This is a genomic window from Pseudomonas sp. PGPR N4, from assembly GCF_059693665.1.
Genome location: NZ_JCAUKV010000006.1, coordinates 24,895 through 45,199 on the forward strand (window position 1 = coordinate 24,895; position 20,305 = coordinate 45,199).

Annotated in this window: 16 protein-coding genes; 8 read left to right on the forward strand and 8 right to left on the reverse strand. The window is 61.7% G+C overall.

The genetic code is table 11. The features are described 5' to 3' along the window. Positions 1 to 9: 9 nt before the first annotated feature. The 4 genes from AC58X1_RS20315 to AC58X1_RS20330 all read right to left on the reverse strand — a co-directional run bounded on the left by AC58X1_RS20315 (position 10) and on the right by AC58X1_RS20330 (position 7,914). Positions 10 to 777: an SDR family NAD(P)-dependent oxidoreductase gene (locus AC58X1_RS20315; RefSeq protein ID WP_150569664.1), complete on the reverse strand. Its 768-nt coding sequence runs from the start codon at positions 775 to 777 to the stop codon at positions 10 to 12. A 169-nt stretch (positions 778 to 946) separates the two neighbouring features. Next, positions 947 to 5,485 carry an NEL-type E3 ubiquitin ligase domain-containing protein gene (locus tag AC58X1_RS20320; protein ID WP_497429368.1) on the reverse strand — a complete coding sequence of 1,513 codons (4,539 nt, stop codon included), beginning with the start codon at positions 5,483 to 5,485 and terminating at the stop codon, positions 947 to 949. 439 nt (positions 5,486 to 5,924) lie between these two features. Then, entirely contained in the window at positions 5,925 to 6,947 is a 1,023-nt protein-coding gene (locus tag AC58X1_RS20325; protein ID WP_497429369.1) for an AraC family transcriptional regulator, read from the reverse strand. Between the two features lie 97 nt (positions 6,948 to 7,044). Further along, positions 7,045 to 7,914, reverse strand: coding sequence for a LysR substrate-binding domain-containing protein (locus tag AC58X1_RS20330; RefSeq protein WP_150569667.1), 870 nt, complete (start codon positions 7,912 to 7,914; stop codon positions 7,045 to 7,047). A 112-nt stretch (positions 7,915 to 8,026) separates the two neighbouring features. On the opposite strand from AC58X1_RS20330, the gene AC58X1_RS20335 reads away from it, so the two are divergent. Further along, complete coding sequence (locus AC58X1_RS20335) at positions 8,027 to 9,157, forward strand: 2-aminoethylphosphonate--pyruvate transaminase (RefSeq protein ID WP_497429370.1); 1,131 nt, start codon at positions 8,027 to 8,029, stop codon at positions 9,155 to 9,157. 1 nt (position 9,158) lies between these two features. Beyond that, the gene (phnX, locus tag AC58X1_RS20340; protein ID WP_101318280.1) at positions 9,159 to 9,986 is read left to right on the forward strand and encodes a phosphonoacetaldehyde hydrolase; all 828 of its coding nucleotides are present in this window, start codon (positions 9,159 to 9,161) and stop codon (positions 9,984 to 9,986) included. A gap of 8 nt (positions 9,987 to 9,994) precedes the next feature. Here phnX and AC58X1_RS20345 read toward each other — a convergent pair whose 3' ends face one another. Then, positions 9,995 to 10,555, reverse strand: coding sequence for an NADPH-dependent FMN reductase (locus AC58X1_RS20345; RefSeq protein WP_101318278.1), 561 nt, complete (start codon positions 10,553 to 10,555; stop codon positions 9,995 to 9,997). Positions 10,556 to 10,712: 157 nt separating this feature from the next. Here AC58X1_RS20345 and AC58X1_RS20350 point away from each other — a divergent pair, with 157 nt between their 5' ends. Then, positions 10,713 to 10,931 (forward strand): hypothetical protein, encoded by a 219-nt coding sequence (locus tag AC58X1_RS20350; protein ID WP_101318276.1) that lies wholly within the window; start codon positions 10,713 to 10,715, stop codon positions 10,929 to 10,931. A gap of 51 nt (positions 10,932 to 10,982) precedes the next feature. On the opposite strand, the gene dnaQ is transcribed toward AC58X1_RS20350, so the two are convergent. The 3 genes from dnaQ to AC58X1_RS20365 are packed head-to-tail and all read right to left on the reverse strand — an operon-like array spanning position 10,983 to position 13,037. Further along, positions 10,983 to 11,726, reverse strand: a complete 744-nt coding sequence (dnaQ, locus tag AC58X1_RS20355) for a DNA polymerase III subunit epsilon (protein ID WP_224785558.1) — start codon at positions 11,724 to 11,726, stop codon at positions 10,983 to 10,985. Between the two features lie 58 nt (positions 11,727 to 11,784). After that, entirely contained in the window at positions 11,785 to 12,237 is a 453-nt protein-coding gene (rnhA, locus tag AC58X1_RS20360; RefSeq protein WP_101318230.1) for a ribonuclease HI, read from the reverse strand. Between the two features lie 23 nt (positions 12,238 to 12,260). Further along, positions 12,261 to 13,037 (reverse strand): class I SAM-dependent methyltransferase, encoded by a 777-nt coding sequence (locus AC58X1_RS20365; RefSeq protein WP_101318228.1) that lies wholly within the window; start codon positions 13,035 to 13,037, stop codon positions 12,261 to 12,263. An 84-nt stretch (positions 13,038 to 13,121) separates the two neighbouring features. On the opposite strand from AC58X1_RS20365, the gene gloB reads away from it, so the two are divergent. From gloB to AC58X1_RS20390, 5 genes are all read left to right on the forward strand, one after another. After that, the gene (gene gloB, locus AC58X1_RS20370) at positions 13,122 to 13,901 is read left to right on the forward strand and encodes a hydroxyacylglutathione hydrolase (protein WP_101318226.1); all 780 of its coding nucleotides are present in this window, start codon (positions 13,122 to 13,124) and stop codon (positions 13,899 to 13,901) included. Positions 13,902 to 14,001: 100 nt separating this feature from the next. After that, positions 14,002 to 15,432 (forward strand): lytic transglycosylase domain-containing protein, encoded by a 1,431-nt coding sequence (locus AC58X1_RS20375; RefSeq protein ID WP_101318225.1) that lies wholly within the window; start codon positions 14,002 to 14,004, stop codon positions 15,430 to 15,432. A gap of 122 nt (positions 15,433 to 15,554) precedes the next feature. Next, positions 15,555 to 17,384 (forward strand): extracellular solute-binding protein, encoded by a 1,830-nt coding sequence (locus AC58X1_RS20380; RefSeq protein WP_497429371.1) that lies wholly within the window; start codon positions 15,555 to 15,557, stop codon positions 17,382 to 17,384. After that, positions 17,381 to 19,228: an extracellular solute-binding protein gene (locus AC58X1_RS20385; protein ID WP_497429372.1), complete on the forward strand. Its 1,848-nt coding sequence runs from the start codon at positions 17,381 to 17,383 to the stop codon at positions 19,226 to 19,228. The genes AC58X1_RS20380 and AC58X1_RS20385 overlap by 4 nt, the downstream gene beginning before the upstream one ends. 1 nt (position 19,229) lies before the next feature. Continuing rightward, positions 19,230 to 20,303, forward strand: a complete 1,074-nt coding sequence (locus AC58X1_RS20390) for a microcin C ABC transporter permease YejB (protein WP_101318219.1) — start codon at positions 19,230 to 19,232, stop codon at positions 20,301 to 20,303. Positions 20,304 to 20,305 lie beyond the last annotated feature (2 nt).

The following is a 20,305-nucleotide window of genomic DNA, read 5'->3' on the forward strand; positions in this document are numbered from 1 at the left end:
TGCTTCTCCTTAGCGGGCAGCCATGCGCAGGGCGCCGTCGAGGCGGATCACCTCACCGTTGAGCATGCTGTTTTCAATGATGTGCAGGGCCAACGCGGCGTACTCTTGGGGGCGACCGAGGCGCGGTGGGAACGGCACGCCGGCGGCCAGCGAGTCGCGCACCTCCTGAGTCATGCCGGCCATCATCGGCGTTTCAAAGATGCCTGGGGCAATGGTCATCACGCGGATACCAAAACGTGCCAGTTCGCGTGCTGCCGGCAGCGTCAGGCTGGCAACCGCCCCCTTGGATGCGGCGTAGGCGGCCTGGCCGATTTGCCCATCATAGGCAGCCACCGACGCGGTATTGATGATCACACCGCGCTCGCCATCTGCATCCGCCGCGGTATCGGCAATAGCCGCAGCGGCCAGGCGCAGCATATTGAAGCTGCCGAGCAGATTGACGTTGATGACCTTAGCAAAACTCGCCAGGCCATGCGGCCCTTGCTTGCCGAGGATTTTTTCAGCGCCGACGATACCGGCGCAGTTGATCAGCCCGTGCAGGCTGCCAAAGGCAGCGACTGCCGCAGCGACTGCAGCCTGGGCGGCCTGCTCATCACAGATATCAGCAACCGTGAAGCGGGCATTGTCGCCGAGCTCACTGGCCTTGGCCGAAACCGCCTCGGCATTGAGGTCGACCAGCATTACTCGAGCGCCAGCCTGGACCAGCGACTGCGCGGTGGCAGCGCCGAGCCCGGAGGCTGCACCGGTAACAATGAAATTTTTGCCTTGTACATGCATGGGTAGGTTCCTTGCTGGTTCGACCGCAAGAAGCCCGGTATGGACCGGGCAGGCAATGCGCATCGTCGGACTGCTTGGTTATTGTTGATGTGCGGTCCGACGATGTTCGCGCCGCTATCCCCAGCCGGCAATGGCCAAAAGCGTCAACTCGGTTGACTGGTCTGAACGGTCACTCCTGAGCCGGCGAGGTACTGCTCAGGCGCGTCGCATCCTGCTCCAGCGCTTCACGGGTCAGTTCAAGGCTCAAGGCCTGCAGTGCAGCTTCACGGCCATCAAGCAAATCCTGCCAGCGCTGGGTGTAGTCCTGGCTTGTCAGTTGCTCACGTTCCTGATCCAGTTGCTCGCCTTGCGCTGCATATTCGGCGATGAGCGCATCGAACGTGGTTTCATGGCGCTCCCGCAGGTAGGCTTGCCAGAAGTCCCGCTGACTCAGGCTGAGGGCAAGCGCTTCCTGGGTTTGTGCCGCACGCACTACGCTCAAGGCAGCGGCGAGCTGATCCGGACCGACCGCAGCTGTCCTGGCGTACTGCATGCTGCGCGGTTGCAGGGGCAGATCCAGATCGGCAGCCAGTTCAACGCGGTAGTAAAGCAGCACCTCAATCTCGTCCACACCGCGCTGCGATCTGATTCGCTCGGCAATGTCGGCACGCGCAAAACGATCCAACCGCTCCAGGCGAAACAATCGCCGACTCAGATCGATCAGGCGGCTGCCACGCTCATGCAACGCCCCATCGCGATTTGCCTGACCAATCAGAATCTGCAATTGCACATCGCTGAAACGCTCGGCGATGCCGTCGGCGCAGGTCTGACTGTCCTGCATGTGGGCGAAGATTGTTTCGCGCAGTTGAGCGTCGCCCTCCAACGCAGCCACTACCGTCCAGACCTGTTCTGCGAGGTACTGATGATGGTTTGCGAAGTCGGACGTCGATCGCAGTTGTTCCAGCAACTCGAACAAACGTGAGCTGTCTGGCATGGCGGCCAGGGTGTTCCACTGGGCCAGGCGCGCCGCGCGATCCTCTGCTGCCACGCTCGAGATCCAGGCGGCGCTGCCGCTGCTCTGCGGCTCAGCCAACTCCTGCTCGGGCTCGGCAATCGCATGCCGGCGCTGATAATCCTGAACGCTGTATAAACGCACGACCTCATCGCTTGGGATGGGGTTGCGGTCAAGCAGAAACGCACGCCGATAGGACAACGGCGTCATCATGATATCGTCGGGCAATGCCAGCACTTGATTGTCGCGCAGGTCGACATGTTCAAGGGAACCACACATCTCCAGCCCGAACGGCCACACGCCAAGCCGGCAATGACGCAGCCGCAGTTCGCGCAAATGGGACATATGATTGAAATGCAACTGCAGGAAACCGATAGGGTTGTAGCTGAGGTCCAAGTGGGCAAGGCGCGGGAGGCTGCTGATTACAGTCAGGTCGTCGGCTGTCAGACGAATGCGGTTGTGGGCAAGACGCAGCACTTCCAGATCGACCAGATGAGCCAACCCGCGTGGCAGACTCAGCAACTGATTACTGTTGAAACCAAGGCTACGCAGCCGCGGAAACGCCCGCAGAAAATTCACCGGCACTGTGTCGACCTGTAGATCGGTCATTATCAGCTCGGCGACATGACTGAACTCTACAGCCGCCGGAAACGCCGGCAGCGTGCGGATAGGGAAGCCGCTCAAATCCAGACGCATGTTCGCTTGAGCATCGTCGCGCACCTCCATGCCGTCACCCTCCAGCCGCCAGGCCCGGCGCAGGCTGTCGCCAAATTGCCCACGCAGACGACTTCTTGACTCGTCAAGTTCGGCGCTTTGCCACTGGTTGAGACTGGAATCGAGTGCCGCATAGGCCTCCTCCTGTTGCAGCAGCAGCATCATCGGCGACACGGGTGACTGCAGCAGCATCTGCAGGTACTCGGAGATTTCAGCATCCGTGAATCCTGGATGCAGCGCCCGCACGCGTGCCCGCAGGACCTGAGAGGGGGATTGCAGCAGACCCTGGCCACGGCCGCTCAGCAGGTGGCCGACACGCCCATCTGCCAGGCGTCGCCCGGGGTTGAACCACCGCGCCTGGGCCGGCCAGCCAAGCAGGCCGCGCAGGGCGCTGTTACTGGCGGGCAAGTGTGAAGTCGCCGCAGCGCGCAGGCGCTCGGTGGGTTGTGCCTGCGGATCGGGCAAGCGCTCAAGCTGTGCGGCCGAGAGCAATGCGCTTATTGCTTCGAAGAAGCCTGCAGGTTCACTGACTTCTTCTTCACGTTCCAGCCCTTGGCTGTCATAAAGACGCACCCGGCCATTGCGCACCACCAGCACCGTCCTGGCTGCCGGTTCGCCTTGTGGGTCAAGGATCGCCAGCAGGCGGCCATTCTCGCTTCCCTCGCGCAGTTCCAGATTGACCGCAACTGGCCAGTTAGGTGTGCGCCGCAGCAGGGCGATGGCCAGCTCCCCACTGTAGCTGACCACCCCATTGGCCAGATACAACCCCTCTACGGCCCGGTTGATCCGCGCCAGAGCGAGCAAGGCGCGGGCCCGCGTGGCGATCTGCAACGGCAGCCGGTCCTCACGAATCGCGATTTCCCGTTGCGTCTGGCTGGCGTCTTGCACAGCAGTGAGTGCATAGGCGCCGGGCAGACCCGGAAAGTCCCGCCGTACCCTATCGAGCAAGCCGTCGTTGGTGGGCAGCTCGACCCTGCTGAGGTGCTCGAACAGGCGTTGACGCAGTGTTGCCTGCTGGCTGAGCAAGGCCTCGCGCATGGCGTCGGCGTCGAGCCCCACCAAGCCGGGCTGGGCCAAACACCAGGCCTGGACCTGCGCATCGCTTGTGACCCTGGTGGCTCCCTCCAGGCTGGCAAAGAAGCGCTGGGTGCGAGCATCCGCATCGAAGCGGCGCAGGGTTTCACGCAGGTTTACCGGCAAGGGTCGATTGGCCACCAGCAAGCCACGCAGCTCATCCTGGTCGACTCTGGCAACCTGCATGATCCGCGCTGCCTGGACGCCATCCACAGGCGGATCCAGCGGCCACAACCGCTCAAGCATGAGGGCGTTGTCGTCCCACTCGAGCGGACGCTCCAGACGCAACCGCCAGCCACGTTCGCCGTTGAACTCGACCACCGGGCCATATGCGCCCTCACGCTGTGGATGACGCAGGCGCCACGGCCCCTCGGGGGTCGCTCGGTGCACCTCGTAGTAATGCCCCTCGTGCCTCATCCAGCGGCGTTCTGCGTTGCCATACAGGCCGTCGGCCTGGAGTCCGCTGTCATCCGGCTGCGTTCGGTACTTGGTCAAATCCGCACACCACAAGCGCATATCTCCGTTGCCAAGACGCACCGGCTCCAGCGCGCCAACATAAGCGCTGCGAGTAAACCCGCGTGCCACCACGGCGGCCCCGCCGGCAATCGCCGCAGTTACCGCCAGGGTTTCGGCCACGCCCAGCATGTGATCCAGCGCTTCATGCTGGTGGCCATGCAGCCAGTCGACCGCCCCCTCATAGACTTCGGACAAGGTTTGCACCACCAACAGTCCCAACAGTAATGCGCCAACTCCCGGAATGAACAATCCTGCCAGGTTGACCAGCCCCAGACCTGCCGCTTGCCAGCTCTGCAGACGCTGCGCGCGCGCCGCGCGGTCTGCTTCTGCAGTGGGTACCAACAGCAGCCGCGCGTCCTCGTGCACGCGCTGCACCTGCAGATCGACCAGTTCGATGAACACATTGCGCTGGGGAGTGATGCGCTCCAACGTCAGGTCAGGCACCGAGTCGTCGAGCCGCTTGGCAAGCGTGGTGAGAAATGCAGGTCGCTCGCTGAGCGAAATCAGCTGACTGAGCCGCTGTCGATCGGCCGGCGCGCGCAACTGACTGACCAGTTCCCTGGCCAGTGCGTGCCAGTCCTCGAAGCGCTGTAGAGCCCGCCCCGGATCACTGGGAAGATAGAGCACGAGGCCCTGATCCTCACCCAAGCTATCGCGCATCTGGATGACCACGGCATCGCTTGTGGTGCAACCAAGAATGCTCAACAACCCGGGGAAACCGCGCAACCCCTGCTGATTGGCATCGTAATGGCCGCGGGCAACCTCCTCCAGGGCGATCTGCTCAGCAGCGCTGACATCGCCCTTCAGCGCAGCGATTTCCGCTGCCAACGCCAACCCTGCGCGCTTGTCCGCCACCAACATGTCGCAGGTCGAAGCACTGAACACCTTGGCTAACTGGCGCTGATACTGAGCGCCCACATCCAACGTGCGACAGGCCGCTGCCAGTGACACTGGATCACCCGAAAGCACTGCTTCACTGCCCACAGCAGCCAGGCCGCTGCCCTGCAGCAGGCTGTCTTCGGTAAGGAAGTTCTGCATCAAACGCAAAAGACCCGGTGCGCGAACCACATCAGGGACATAGAATGGCCAGAGCGCGCCTGGTACACGGCCGAATTTACGGCGGACCTCCAGCCATTGCAGCTCCTCCAGCTTGGTCCCGGCAGGCAGCCTGTCGGCCAATAAAGCGCTGAACTGGTCTTGCGCGAAAGCGTGCAACGGAATCAAGTCCAGGGTTGCCGCGCGCAATCGCTGCTGGCTTTGCCGATACCGGTTGAAACGGTCACGTAACCGATTGATCTGGCCGGCAGAGGCCTGCTTGAGCCATACCGGGAGGATGTCACCAATAAACTCATCGGTGGCATTGGCCATGCGCAGTTCAGCGACGTCAGCTGGGGTGGGCGGTGTCAGGGGCATGGTTGGCGATCCTTGAATAAGAGGGCCTCCAAGGTGACGCCAGCTATGCTGTGTAGGCAGCGGGAAGCGTTATCGGGCTCACGCTTCATGCCTTTTCAATGCGCCCAGGTCAAGACCCGTCAACTTCGCGTGCCTCCAGTACCTCATCCAGATGAGTCTGGTAGCCTTTGCCTACATCTACCTGACGGCAAACCTCGACGATACGTGCGTGGTCTCTGCTCACAACCTGCACGCCTGCCCCAGTGGCCTGCACGCCCGGATAGACCAGACCAGTGCCCTCGTAGGAAGCCCGCCTCAGCCAGTCCGGAAGGATAGTCCCGATGAACTGATCAGTCCCTTGTTCGATTTTTGCAGGGAGGATGGCATGCGGCCTGGGACTGGATCCTGAAGTCGGAATCCAGCAACCCTGGGGCGTGGCGCCTCGAAATTGCAGGGGAAATCAGGGACTGGGGTGGCGGCCTAGGATCAGCGTCCGGTAATGTCCCGGATTGCAGCCAAACCATTTGCGAAACGCTTTATAAAAAGAGCTGGAATCAGCAAAGCCCAAGCGTTCGGCGACTTCATCCAGCGCGACGCCCGGATCGGTCAGCCAGGCTGTTGCCAGCTCGCGCCGCGCACTGTCCTTCAAGCCTTGGTATGTCTGTCCTTCTTCCGCCAGACGCCGACGCAAGGTCGAAGCGGACAGATGCAGTTGCCGCGCCAGGCTGTCGGCATCCAGCCAGTCAGCTGGCGGCAGCCGCAACAGGTCACTGCGGATGCGCCGCGCCAGGCTGTCCGGATCGCGATACCTGACCAGAATATTGCCGGGCGCCTCACCAAGAAAACGTTGCAGGTCATCCGCGCTGCGCTTGACCGGCCATTGCAGGCACTCACTGGAAATCACCATACGTGTGCGCGGTCGGTCGAAGTGCAGGCTCTGCGAGAACATGACGCGGTAGTCGTCGCAGAACGGCGGTTCGCTGCAACGCAAGTCTATGGTCAGGATCGGGATACGGCGCCCGGCCAGCCAGCACGCTACGCCATGCACTATCATCCACAAGGTGAAATAGGTAAAAGCGCGACGAGGCGCCTGCAGCGGCTCCTGGATCACGATCTCCGCCAACCCGTGCTCGCCAGCCAATGCCGGCCGCAAGTCTTCAAGCATCAGTGCAAGAAAATCCAGAACGGTGTGCAGGCCCGCTCCGACAGTGGGCTGCAACATGCTCGCCCGGCAGACAAAAGCGAGACTGCCACGGCGCAGCCCACGCGCATCCATCGCGAAAAACTCATCATTGCAACGACGTGCCAACAGCCGCCACAGACGTGCATAGGCCTGAGCAGGCACCCGCGCCTCGGCTTGCCCCAATTGCTTGGCATCGATGCCCGCGCGCGCCAGCAACGCATGGTCGGCGATCTTGTCTGTGCTGGTCTGCAGCAACGCTTCGCGCACCAGCTGCATGGAAATAGTGTCTTTCTCGCTCATTGTCTGTCCGTAACAGGCTGCTGGCGTCTTAGACCGGCAGTAGAAAAAAACCGTCGATTGCCACTCTGAGCTGTAACTGACTGACCCTGCCGGTCTCTCAGGGGGCCACGGCAAGTTCGATAAAGGCCTGGATCAAGCGCAACTCACGACGCCGCTCGAGGCAACCCAGCATGTGTTGATTGAGCAACCCGTCGCCGGCCAGCGGCCGAGCCACCACCCGCGGATCATGCGCGACTTCCATCGACGAGACGATGCCAATACCCAGTTGCGCCGCCACTGCCTCGGTTACCGCCTCGCGGCTGTCCAGCTCAAGCAGCACCCGCGGCTGCAGCCCCGCCTGAGCGCAGGCGCGGTCAAACGTGCGGCGGGTAATTGAAGTAGGCTCGCGCAACACCATGATCTGTTTGTCCAGAGCCTCCAGCGGCAGCGCCTGCGCAGCTGCAGCTGCCGCCCATCGGTGCGCAACCGGCAGCAATGCGCATAGTTGCGACTGGCCAAGGCTACGCAGATAGAGCCCCTTGCGCGGCTCAACTTCGGTAAGCACTGCGACATCGGCATGTTCGCTAAGTAGCGCCGCCAACGTTTCCTGAGCGTTGCCCAAGCGCAGGTTGACGGTGATACCGGGATAACGAGCGCGTAACTGGGCAAGCATTGGCATGACCCGGTGCGGCCCATCGGCGGCCACCTCCAGGCGCCCGGTCAACAACTGGCGGTTGGCCTCAAGCATAGTCTGCGCCTCTTCGGCCAGGCCGAACATCGCGCGGGTAATGGCCGCCAGCCGCGTGCCTTCTTCAGTCAGTTCCACCCGTCGGGCGGTACGCCGCAGCAAGGTGATCTGGTAGTGCTCCTCCAGCGCCTTGACGTGCCCGGTGACCGCCGGCTGGCTGATGAACAGACGTGCTGCGGCGCGGGTAAAGCTGCCTTCACGGGCAACAGCATCAAACGCACGTAACTGGAACAGGTTCATAGCTATCGGCCTGACTTATGGCTGGCATAACAACAAACAATTTGATTGATAGCACGCCCAATTGCAACCTTGACCTCGCAGTCTCAGCCCACCGCTTGCGAGGATTCACGCAATGAGCAATGCCCCGATTCTGCTGACCCCAGGCCCCCTCACTACCTCTCTGCGCACCCGCCAAGCGATGCTGGTGGACTGGGGTTCCTGGGACCGTGATTTCAACCAACTTACCGCCAGCGTCTGCGAACAGTTGTTAGCCATTCTCGATGCCAGCGCCAGCCATCACTGCGTACCGTTGCAAGGCAGCGGCACCTTCGCCGTAGAAGCGGCCATCGGCACACTGGTACCGCGCGACGGCAAGGTGCTGGTGCTGATCAACGGCGCCTACGGTCAGCGCCTGGCCAAAATCTGCAAAGTGCTTGGCCGTCGTTACAGCACCTTCGAAACCGCCGAGGACCAGCCCACTACCGCCGCCGATGTCGAACGGCTGCTGGCAGCAGATGCCGAACTTACCCACGTGGCGCTGATCCACTGCGAGACCAGCACCGGCATCCTCAACCCGCTCAAAGCCATCGCCGATGTAGTGCATAGCCATGGCAAACACCTGATCATCGATGCGATGAGCTCGTTTGGCGCATTGCCGATCGACGCTCGAGAAGTGCCGTTCGAAGCGCTGATCGCCGCTTCCGGCAAATGCCTTGAGGGCGTCCCCGGGATGGGCTTCGTGTTCGCGGAAAAAACCGCCTTGGCAGCCGCCGAGGGTAACTGCCAATCGCTGGCCATGGACCTGTACGACCAGCATGCCTACATGGCCAAGACCGGCCAGTGGCGTTTTACCCCGCCTACCCACGTGGTCGCCGCTCTGCACGAGGCACTCAAGCAATACACCGAAGAAGGCGGCCTGCAGGCCAGACACCAGCGCTACGCCGACAACTGCCGGACGTTGCTCGACGGTATGGCGGCGATCGGCCTGCTCAGCTTCCTCCCGGCTGCCATTCAGGCGCCGATCATCGTCACCTTCCATGCACCGGATGATCCACGCTACCGGTTTCAGGACTTCTACGAACGGGTCAAGGCCAAAGGCTTCATCCTCTACCCGGGCAAGCTGACCCAGGTCGAAACCTTCCGCGTCGGCTGCATCGGTGCCGTCGGTGCGCAGGGCATGCAGGCAGCAGTCGATGCCGTGGCCCAGGTGCTGCGGGAAATGCAGGTGCACACCAGCAGTCAACTCTTGAGCGAGGCTCTGTGACATGAACTACACCAACCCAACCCGCCTGCAGGCCGCCATTCTTGACTGGGCGGGCACCGTGGTCGACTTCGGCTCCTTTGCGCCGACGCAGATCTTTGTCGAGGCGTTCGCCGAGTTCGACGTCGAAGTGTCCATTGAAGAGGCCCGCGGGCCGATGGGCATGGGCAAATGGGACCATATCCGCACCTTGTGCGATCAGCCGGCAATTGCCGAACGCTACCGCAAGGTATTTGGCCGCACGCCAAGCGATGACGACGTGACGGCCATTTATCAACGCTTCATGCCACTGCAAATCGACAAGATCGCCGTGCACTCGGCATTGATCCCCGGCGCACTGCAAACGCTGACTGGGCTACGTGCAGATGGCCTGAAGATTGGCTCGTGCTCGGGTTACCCCAAGGTAGTCATGGACAAGGTGGTCGAGTTGGCCAAGTGCAACGGCTATGTTGCCGACCATGTGGTAGCGACCGATGAAACGCCCAATGGCCGCCCTTGGCCGGCGCAGGCGCTGGCCAATGTGATTGCCTTGGGCATCGATGACGTCGGTGCTTGCGTCAAGGTTGATGACACCGTGCCAGGTATCCTCGAAGGCCGCCGCGCCGGTATGTGGACAGTGGCGCTGGTCTGCTCAGGGAATGCCTTGGGGCTGACCTGGGAGGAGTACCAGGCGCTGGATGCGGGCACACTTGCGCGTGAACGGCAGCGGATTCACGCACTGTTTGAAAGCGCGCGACCGCACTACCTGGTCGACACCATCAACGACCTCCCCGAGGTCGTTGCCGATATCAACCAGCGCCTGGCCAAAGGCGAAATGCCCCAGTCCGCGTAGGAGCGGCGTTATACCGCGCGGTTGAGCTTCACCCAGGCTGCAAACTTGTCGATGAATGCCTGCAGGAACGGCCGAGTCTTGTCATTGAGCTTGCCGGCATCATCGAACAGGGTCGCCGCCCCGCCGATATATGCCTCGGGCATCTGCATGCATGGCATATCGAGGAACACCAGGCACTGGCGCACCGCATGGTTGGCGCCAAAGCCACCCACTGCACCGGGCGAAACGCTCACCACAGCCGTTGGCTTGCCGCCCCAGGCACTTTGCCCATAAGGCCGCGAGCCAACGTCAATGGCGTTCTTCAAGCAACCGGGCAGCGAGCGGTTGTACTCCGGTGTGACGAACAGCACCGCGTCACTACGCTTGATCTCGTCACGAAAACGCTGCCAGGGCTGCGGCGCACCGGCACTCTCTACATCTTCGTTGTACAGCGGCAGATCGCCTATCTCGATGATCTTCAAGCTGAGGCTGGAGGACGCCAGCTCACCCAGGGCCTTGGCCACCTTGCGATTGTAGGAATCCTTGCGCAAGCTGCCGACTACAACTGCTACCGAATACACCTGGCTCATGGCGTTTTACAACCTCTGCTGGTTGATGGAGTTAGTAGTTATAGATGACCGTTTTTCGCCGCCGAGGTTTTTTTCCCATTGCAAGAAAACTTCCCGGCGGTTTCACTGGTCTATGACTGCAGACATTTCTCCAATTTTTCAGAGGTTTCCCCCCAAAATGGCAGCAGTACTGGTCGGCCAATTTCACGCCCGTGACGCCGAAGGCCGAATCTACCCCGTGCACGAATTCCAGGAGTCGACCTTTCAGGACGACGGCAGTGCCCATGGTGAACCGATTACCAGCTATCGACTGGCTATTGGCGATCGCGTTCGGCACCTGGGTGAAGATCGCTTCGAGCTGACCCAGAGTGGCGTCGAGATCATCCGCATTCCCTGATTCAGCCTTGCGGCAACCAGCAGGCCACGGAGGGCCCGCATGCAGGCCTGATCAGGCTTCGCTCAGACTCTGCCACAGCGCCGGGCCGCCGGCAGACTTGGCCACCGCCGCGAGACGCTGAGCATGCGCCTCCAGCTCTTCAGCAGAGGCCATCAACACAGGCTGCGGCTGACGCCCGACGATCCGGCGAATCTCACTGCCGTCACTGTCCCTTCCCTCCTCGCCATCAGCACCATGCCCAGCCAGCGACAGGCTGGTCTGGCCACCGGTCATGGCCAGGTAGACATCCGCCAGCAATTCCGAGTCGAGCAACGCGCCGTGCAGCTCACGTCCGGAGTTGTCGATACCGTAGCGTTTGCACAAGGCGTCGAGGCTGTTGCGCTGGCCTGGGTGGCGCGAACGCGCCAGCATCAGGGTATCGAGGATGCCGCAGTGTTTGGATATATCGGCGCGATCATGCTGGCCAAGCAGGGCGAATTCGTTGTTTATGAAGCCAACGTCGAACGCCGCGTTGTGGATGACCAGCTGCGCGCCCTGAATGAAGTCGAAGAACTCGTCAGCCACTTCAGCGAAGCGCGGCTTGCCGATCAGGAATGCGTCGGTGATGCCGTGGACGCCAATCGCGCCCTCGTCACTCTCGCGGTCAGGCTGCAGATAAACATGGAAATGGCGCCCGGTCAGGCGCCGGCCCAGCACTTCGACGCAACCGATTTCGATGATCCGATGACCCTCGCCAACCGGCATGCCGGTAGTTTCGGTATCGAGGACGACGTATCGGGTGTTCTGCTGCTCCACGGGCGGTGGCTCCAACTGCTACGACAAAAAAGAGCCGGGAGTATACCCCAGCGTCGGATTACTTGTGACGCGCGCGAACTTCGTCGACGCCCCGGTTGGCCAACTGGTCGGCGCGTTCGTTGCCATGATGGCCGATATGCCCGCGCACCCACTTCCAGGTGACCTTGTGCCGGTTGACCTGCTCGTCTAGCTCGCGCCACAGGTCGGCGTTTTTCACCGGTTCCTTGGCCGCGGTCTTCCAGCCGCGCTTCTTCCAGTTGGCCATCCACTCGTTGATGCCTTTCATGACGTACTGCGAGTCGGTGGTCAGCACAACCTCGCATTCACGCTTGAGCGCCTTAAGGCCCTCGATGGCCGCCATCAGCTCCATGCGGTTGTTGGTGGTCTCCAGCTCGCCACCCCAGAGTTCCTTTTCGACGCCCTTGTACACCATCAGCACGCCCCAGCCGCCAGGGCCCGGATTGCCCTTGCAGGCGCCGTCGGTAAACATCTCGATGCTTTCTTCGCTCATGTACTGCCTTAATTCGCTGTAATTTATCGACCCGGATGATGGTCGCGGTTGGCCGGGTCGCGATTGACCTTGGCCAGGGGCAGCGGCAGCAGTTTGCCCATCGGCTCACGCCGGGCCGGTTGCAGTGGCCGCAGGCCGACTACCATCTTGCGCGCTATCAGCAGGTAGACGCCGCCACCTGACATCTGCCAGCCACCGGCTACCCGCTCCCACCCGGTAAGGCGCTGCTGCCAGGCCGGTGAAGCAAGCGGCGGACGATAACAGCCGAAGCGGCGTTTCTCCAGCGCAAAGCCGAGCAGGTTGAGCCAGTCACCGACCCGCGACGGCGGGATGCAACGTGCCTTGCGCAAGGCGCCTTTGCTGAACAGGTGGCGCATGCCCCAACTGCTCCATGGGTTGATACCGACGATCAGCAGATGGCCACCCGGACGCACCGCACTGGCGGCCTGGCGCAGCAGGCCGTGAGGCGACAGGCTGAAGTCCAGCCCGTGCTGCAGCACCACGACGTCCGCCGCATGTTCGGCGAGCGGCCAGGCCTGTTCTTCGCAGACGATTTCAACCCCTGGCAACGGCGCACCGAGGCGCACATTGCGATGCACCTGCTTGGCATGCGGCGGCGCCTCCGCCCCTGGCCCGTAATGCACCAGATATCCACCAAAAAAACGCGCGAGTTCAGTTTCAAGCAACTTTTCTTCTTCGCGCAGCATCAACTGCCCAACAGGGCCTTGAAACCATTCGCGGGCCAGGCTGATCAGCTCGACCCATTCAGGGTCGGCCTGGGCAAAGGCTTGGTCGGTCATTGCGTCTTCCCTCCAAGGTTCTCCCGCCGCACCATCGCGGCTAAGATGCCCTTATGTCCCACGGCAGATGATTCGGATCCGCACATGATACAGATCGATGCACTACCCGCTTTCTCTGATAACTACATCTGGTTGTTACAGGATACTGCCAAACGCCAGTGTGCGGTGGTCGATCCTGGTGACGCCCAACCGGTGCTGGACTGGCTTGCGGCCAACCCAGGCTGGGAGCTGAAGGATATCCTCATCACCCACCATCACCACGATCATGTCGGCGGCGTTGCCGAGCTCAAGCGAGCCACCGGGGCGCGGGTCAGCGGCCCGGCCAGCGAGCAGATCCCAGGCCGTGACCTGGCGCTCGAGGACAATGCCCAGGTCACCGCGTTGGGGCTGACCTTCGAGGTGCTGGCGATGCCCGGGCACACTCTTGGCCACATCGCCTTTTATACCGCACAGACGCCGACACCCGTGCTGTTCAGTGGCGACACGCTGTTTGCCGGCGGTTGCGGCCGTTTGTTCGAGGGCACGCCTGCGCAGATGCACAACTCGCTTGAGCGCCTCGCCGCCCTGCCTGACGCCACCGAGGTCTACTGCGCCCATGAATACACCCTGAGCAACCTGCGCTTCGCCAAGGCCGTCGAACCGAGCAATTCAGATGTGCTCGCGCGCTTTGAGGAGGTGACCAGACTGCGCGCAGATGAGCGCATAACGCTGCCTTCCAGCATTGGCCTGGAACGCCTCACCAACCCTTTTTTGCGTACCGCAGAAACATCCGTTAAACAAAAAGCAGACGAATGGAAGGGACATTCAAACGAAGGCCAAGCTGCTGTTTTTGCTGCCTTGAGGTCTTGGAAAGACGGCTTCTGATAACCTCAAGATATATCGTAATTGAGGGGCAAAGGTTGACCCGGGCAAAAGCGGTTCCTAGAATCGCCCAACTTTTTCACCCGGATACCTGCCCCAGCCGATGCCTTCCAGTAGCCGCAGAACCTCGCAATCCGTCGCTTTGACGCGCCTCGCACAGATCAGTGCGCTGGCCCTGGCTGCCACTTTGGTGGGCTGCCAGAGCACCCGTCAGGTAGATGAATCCGAAAGCGTTCGCGCGCACAACTATCAGGCCCGGATCAAGCACAAGCCGGCCCCGTTGATCATGGCCAAGCCCAAGCAGCAGGCGCCCCAGGATGTCTGGGAACGCATGCGCCAGGGCTTCGCGCTGCAGGACACCATCGACGTCAATCCGCGCATCGAGCAACAGCGCCTGTGGTTCGCCAGCAACCCGCGTTTCGTTGAAACCGCCGGCGAGCGCGGCAGCCTATACCTGCATTACATCGTCGAGCGCCTCGAAGAACGTGACATGCCGCTGGAGCTGGCCCTGCTGCCAGCGATCGAGAGCGCCTACAACCCGATGGCGTATTCCCGAGCCCATGCGGCCGGCATGTGGCAGTTCATCCCCTCGACCGGGCGCCACTTCAATCTGCGCCAGACCAACTTCTACGATGGCCGCCGCGACGTCACAGCATCGACCAACGCTGCACTGGATTATCTGAGCCGTCTGCACGACATGTTCAACGGCGACTGGCTGCTGGCCCTGGCGGCCTACAACGCCGGTGAAGGCACCGTCAGCCGCGCTATCGAACGCAACGAAAAACTCGGCCTGCCGACTGATTACTGGAACCTGCCGCTGCCGCAGGAAACACGCGACTACGTGCCCAAGCTGCTGGCCCTGTCGCAGGTGGTATCAACACCTGAATCGTATGGCGTCAACCTCAACCCGATCGCCAACGAACCGTACTTTGCCGCCGTCGCCATCAATGACCGCCTCGACCTGTCGCGGGTCGCAGCCTTTGCCGATATCGATGAAGACGAGCTGATCCAGCTCAACCCGGCATTCAAGAAGCGCATGACGGTCGACGGCCCGCAACAACTGCTGGTGCCGACTGCCAAGGCGCAGTTGCTCTCGGCCAGCCTGTCCAACCTGAACCCTGAACAGTTGCTCAGCCTGCAACCACGCAAGGCCGTGTTCGAAGCCGCTGTCGCCGAAGCCAGCGCACCGGCCACGCGCAGCTACCGAGTCAAGCGCGGTGACAACCTGGGCAGCATCGCCAAGGCCAACCGGGTTTCGGTCAAGGATATCCAGCGCTGGAACAAGATCTCCGGCAATCGCCTCAAGGCCGGCCAGGTCCTGGCCATGCGCGGTGGCAATGCGCCCTCTGCAGCCGCCAACCGGGTTGCTTCGGCCAAGCAGCGCTCGACTCAGTACAAGGTCCGCAAGGGCGATTCACTGTACCTGGTGGCCAAGCGTTTCAACGTCGAAATGCAGCACCTCAAGCGCTGGAATCCGCGCAGCGGGCATGCCCTCAAACCAGGCCAGACCCTGACCGTCTACCTCGGCCATTGATCCTCCCGGGGCTGTCACCCAGCCCCGCTTGCAGCCCCCTCTCGCATCACTCTTTTTCCAATCCCGCCAAGCTGTTACTGTAGCCCGACCAAAGCCCAACGCCTTCTGGATCGGATGCCGATTTGATACGTCCCCTCCTGCTGTCCTTCAGCCTGGCCTTGAGCTTCCCCGCCGCCGCCACCGTCAGCGAGAGCCACGGTTACGCGCAGTTCGGCACGCTCAAATACCCAGCCACATTCACCCACTTCGATTGGGTCAACCCGCAAGCGCCCAAGGGCGGAACCTTGCGGGCCATGGCATTTGGCACGTTCGACACGCTCAACCCCTACACCTTCAAAGGGTCGAGCCCGGTCACAACGCCAAATTTCCTGCAATATGGTGTCAGCGAGCTGAACGAGACGCTTATGGTCGGTACGGGGATGTACGATCCGTCCGGCGATGAGCCAACCTCAAGCTACGGCCTGATTGCGCGCTCGGTCGAGTACAGCGAAGACCGCAGCTGGGTGGTGTTCAACCTGCGCCCAGAGGCACGCTTTCACGACGGCAAGCCGATCACCTCGGCGGACGTGGCGTTCTCCTATCGCACCCTGCTCAAGGACGGCCACCCGCTGTACCGCACCAACCTGCAGGAAGTGCAGCGAGTCGACATTCTCGGGCCGTTGCGCATTCGCTTCGTGTTCAAGCGTGCCGGCAACCCGTTGTTGATCCTGCGTCTGGGTGAGATGCCGGTACTGCCCAAGCATTACTGGCAGAAGCGCGACTTCAAGGCCACCACCTTCGAGCCACCGCTGGGCAGCGGGCCCTATCGCATCACCGAGGTGCAGCCGGGGCGGCGCCTGGTATTCAAGCGGGTCAAGGATTACTGGGGCAAGGACCTGGCGGTCAATCGCGGCAAGTACAACTACAACCGCGTCGAATATGAGTTCTACCGCGACGCCACGGTCGCCTTCGAAGCGTTCAAGGCCGGCGAGTTCGACATCTACATCGAACATCAGGCGAAGAACTGGGCCAACAGCTACAATTTCCCTGCAGTGCGCCGTGGCGAGGTGATCAAGGCGCAGATCCCGCACCGCATCCCGACCCAGACCCAAGGGCTGTTCATGAACAGCCGCCGCGCCACGTTCAGCGACCCGCAGGTACGCCAAGCGCTGGGTTTGATGCTCGATTTCGAGTGGACCAACCGCGCCCTGTTCAGCAGCGCCTATCGGCGCTCGACCAGTTATTACCCAAACAGCGAGTTTGCTGCCAGCGGCCTGCCGACCGGCAAGGAGTGGCTGCTGCTGGCGCCGTTCCGCGACGAACTGCCGGCCAAGCTGTACACCGAGCCCTACCAGGTCAGCCATACCGACGGCAGCGGCGTCAGCCGCCAGACCTTGCGCGAGGCCCTGGCCCTGCTGGGCAAAGCCGGCTGGAAGCTGGACGGCCAACGCCTGGTGGACGCCAAGGGCAAGCAGTTCCAGATGGAGTTGTTGCTGGTGAACCCCAATCTAGAACGGATCCTGCAACCTTATGTCGAAAATCTGGCGAGCATTGGCATCGATGCGCGCTTGCGCACGGTAGACCGCGCCCAGTACAAACAACGGCTGGACCAGTTTGATTTCGACATGATCCTGATGACCCTGAACCAGACCCTCAGCCCAGGCCTCGAGCAATGGCTGTACTTCCATTCCAGCCAGGCTTCGACCAATGGCAGCAAGAACTATGCGGGGGTAAAAGATCCGGTGGTCGACCACCTGCTCGACACCCTGCTCGCTGCCCGCACCCGCGATGACCAGGTCGCCGCCGCGCGTGCGCTGGACCGGGTGCTGTCGTGGCATTACTACATGATCCCCAACTGGTATCTGGACAATCATCGCCTGGCCTACCGCAATCGGTTCGCCTTCGTCACCACGCCGCCCTACACCCTGGGCCTGAACAGCTGGTGGCTCAAGACTTCGGAGAAAGCCAAATGATGCCGCACCGCCTGCGCCAACTGGCCGGCAGCCTGCTGCTAACCTGCCTGAGCCTTCCCGTGCTGGCTGCCCCGCAGCACGCCTTGACCCTGTATGACGAGCCGCCCAAGTATCCGGCCAGCTTCAAACACTTCGACTACGTCAACCCAGATGCGCCCAAAGGCGGCACCTTTCGCCAGTCCGGCTTTGGCGGTTTCGACAGCCTCAACCCGTTCATCAACAAAGGCGTGGCTGCAGAAAACGTCGGCAGCATCTACGACACGCTGATGCGCCAGAGCCTGGACGAGCCGTTTACCGAGTACGGCCTGGTTGCCGGCAAGATAGAGAAGGCCCCGGACAACAGCTGGGTGCGCTTCTACCTGCGCCCGGAAGCACGTTTCCATGACGGCCACCCCATTCGTGCCGATGACGTGGTCTGGACCTTCAACACGTTGGTCAGCCAAGGCGCCCCGCTGTACAAGGTGTACTACGGTGACGTCGCCGAGGTCATTGCCGAAGACCCGCTGAAAGTGCTGTTCAAGTTCAAGCACAAGAACAACCGTGAGTTGCCGCTGATCCTTGGCCAACTGCCGGTACTGCCCAAGCACTGGTACGAAAACCGCGAATTCAACCGTGGCAACCTGGAAATTCCTTTGGGCAGCGGTCCCTACCGGGTTGCCGAGGTCAAGGCCGGTCGTTCGGTGCGTTTCGAGCGGGTCAAGGACTATTGGGCCAAGGACCTGCCGATCAACCGCGGCATGTTCAATTTCGACGTCATGACCTTTGACTATTACCGCGACAGCACCGTTGCCCTTGAAGCGCTCAAGGCCGGCCAGTTCGACTACAACCTGGAGATGGCGGCAAAGAACTGGGCAAACGCCTACAACGTGCCCGCCGTACGCGAAGGCCGCCTGATCAAGGAAGAGCTGCCCAACGGCAACCCGACCGGTATGCAGGGCTTTGTCTTCAACCTGCGCAAGCCAATGTTCCAGGACGTGCGCGTGCGCAAGGCGCTGAGCCTGCTTCTCGACTACGAGTGGACCAACAAGCAGCTGTTCAACGGTGCCTACACTCGCACCAGCAGTTACTTCGAGAACTCCGACATGGCGGCCACGCAGCCGGCCACGCCGGATGAACTGAAAATCCTCGAGCCGCTGCGCGGCAAGATTCCCGAGCAGGCCTTTACCGAGGTGTTCAAGAACCCGGTCAGCGACGGCAGCGGCATGATCCGCGAGCAGCAACGTCAGGCCTACAAGCTGCTGCAGGAAGCGGGCTGGAAAATCGTCGACGACAAGATGGTCGATGCCCAGGGCAAGCCGGTGGTGATCGAGTTTCTGCTCGCACAGACGGAGTTTGAACGCGTGCTATTGCCGTTCAAACGCAACCTGGCAGACCTCGGCATCGAGCTGACCCTGCGCCGGGTCGAGGTGCCGCAGTACATCAACCGTCTGCGTTCGCGCGACTTCGACATGATCGTCAGCGGCTTCCCCCAGTCCAGCTCGCCGGGTAACGAACAGCGCGAGTTCTGGACTTCGGGCGCCGCCGACAACCCCGGTAGCCGCAACTTCATCGGCCTGCGCGACCCGGCCATTGACCAACTGGTCGAGCAACTGATCAACGCCGACTCACGTCAGAGCCTGATCAACCACGCCCGCGCCCTCGACCGCGTGTTGCAGTGGGGCTACTACGTGATCCCCAACTGGCACATCAAGACCTGGCGGGTGGCCTACTGGAACCACATCGGCCACCCCAAGGTCTCGCCCAAGTACGATGTCGGCATCGACACCTGGTGGATCAAGCCTGATGTGAAACCGGCCGTGACCACGCAGCCTGCGCCAGAGACCACGCCGAGCGAGGCCAACTGACATGCTCGCCTATATCCTGCGGCGCTTGCTGCTGATCATCCCGACCCTGTTCGGCATCCTGGTGATCAACTTCATCATCGTCCAGGCCGCGCCCGGCGGCCCGGTCGAGCAGATGATCGCCAAACTCGAAGGCTTTGACGGCGCGACCAGCCGCATCGCCGGCGGCGGCGCCGAAGTCTCGGTGGCCGGCTCCAACTACCGCGGCGCACAGGGCCTGGACCCGGCGCTGATCGCTGAAATCGAACACATGTATGGCTTCGACAAGTCCGCCCCGGAGCGCTTGTGGATCATGGTCAAGAACTATGCCCAGCTCGACTTCGGCGACAGCTTCTTTCGTGATGCCAAGGTCATCGACCTGATTGCCGAAAAGATGCCGGTGTCGATCTCGCTCGGGCTGTGGAGCACGCTGATCATGTACCTGGTGTCGATCCCGCTGGGGATCGCCAAGGCGGTGCGCCACGGCAGCCACTTCGATGTCTGGACCAGCTCGGCGATCGTGGTCGGCTATGCAATCCCGGCGTTTCTGTTCGCCATTCTGCTGATCGTGCTGTTCGCCGGCGGCAGTTACTTCGACTGGTTCCCGTTACGCGGGCTGACCTCGAACAACTTCGACGAGCTGTCCACCACTGGCAAGATACTCGATTACTTCTGGCACCTGGTGCTGCCGATTACTGCACTGGTGATCGGCAACTTTGCCACCATGACCCTGCTGACCAAAAACAGCTTCCTCGATGAGATCAACAAGCAGTATGTGGTCACCGCCAAAGCCAAAGGCCTGAGCCGGCAGCGGGTGCTCTACGGGCATGTGTTCCGTAACGCCATGCTGCTGGTGATCGCCGGCTTCCCTTCGGCATTCATCGGCATCTTCTTCACCGGCTCGTTGCTGATCGAGGTGATCTTCTCCCTCGACGGCCTTGGCCTGATGAGTTTCGAAGCGGCGATCAACCGCGATTACCCGGTGGTCTTCGGCACCCTGTTCATCTTCACCCTGCTCGGGCTGGTGGTGAAACTGATCGGCGACCTGACCTACACCCTGGTCGATCCGCGCATCGACTTCGCCAGCCGGGAGAATTGACC

What these genes read in the sequence shown, in the direction of transcription:
- AC58X1_RS20365 (WP_101318228.1), bottom strand. Translation starts at nt 13,037, where the DNA reads ATGACCGACCAAGCCTTTGCCCAGGCCGACCCTGAATGGGTCGAGCTG.
- phnX (WP_101318280.1), top strand. Translation starts at nt 9,159, where the DNA reads ATGAACTACACCAACCCAACCCGCCTGCAGGCCGCCATTCTTGACTGG.
- AC58X1_RS20325 (WP_497429369.1), bottom strand. Translation starts at nt 6,947, where the DNA reads ATGAGCGAGAAAGACACTATTTCCATGCAGCTGGTGCGCGAAGCGTTG.
- AC58X1_RS20330 (WP_150569667.1), bottom strand. Translation starts at nt 7,914, where the DNA reads ATGAACCTGTTCCAGTTACGTGCGTTTGATGCTGTTGCCCGTGAAGGC.
- AC58X1_RS20385 (WP_497429372.1), top strand. Translation starts at nt 17,381, where the DNA reads ATGATGCCGCACCGCCTGCGCCAACTGGCCGGCAGCCTGCTGCTAACC.
- AC58X1_RS20375 (WP_101318225.1), top strand. Translation starts at nt 14,002, where the DNA reads ATGCCTTCCAGTAGCCGCAGAACCTCGCAATCCGTCGCTTTGACGCGC.
- AC58X1_RS20315 (WP_150569664.1), bottom strand. Translation starts at nt 777, where the DNA reads ATGCATGTACAAGGCAAAAATTTCATTGTTACCGGTGCAGCCTCCGGG.
- AC58X1_RS20320 (WP_497429368.1), bottom strand. Translation starts at nt 5,485, where the DNA reads ATGCCCCTGACACCGCCCACCCCAGCTGACGTCGCTGAACTGCGCATG.
- AC58X1_RS20335 (WP_497429370.1), top strand. Translation starts at nt 8,027, where the DNA reads ATGAGCAATGCCCCGATTCTGCTGACCCCAGGCCCCCTCACTACCTCT.
- gloB (WP_101318226.1), top strand. Translation starts at nt 13,122, where the DNA reads ATGATACAGATCGATGCACTACCCGCTTTCTCTGATAACTACATCTGG.
- AC58X1_RS20345 (WP_101318278.1), bottom strand. Translation starts at nt 10,555, where the DNA reads ATGAGCCAGGTGTATTCGGTAGCAGTTGTAGTCGGCAGCTTGCGCAAG.
- AC58X1_RS20350 (WP_101318276.1), top strand. Translation starts at nt 10,713, where the DNA reads ATGGCAGCAGTACTGGTCGGCCAATTTCACGCCCGTGACGCCGAAGGC.
- AC58X1_RS20390 (WP_101318219.1), top strand. Translation starts at nt 19,230, where the DNA reads ATGCTCGCCTATATCCTGCGGCGCTTGCTGCTGATCATCCCGACCCTG.
- rnhA (WP_101318230.1), bottom strand. Translation starts at nt 12,237, where the DNA reads ATGAGCGAAGAAAGCATCGAGATGTTTACCGACGGCGCCTGCAAGGGC.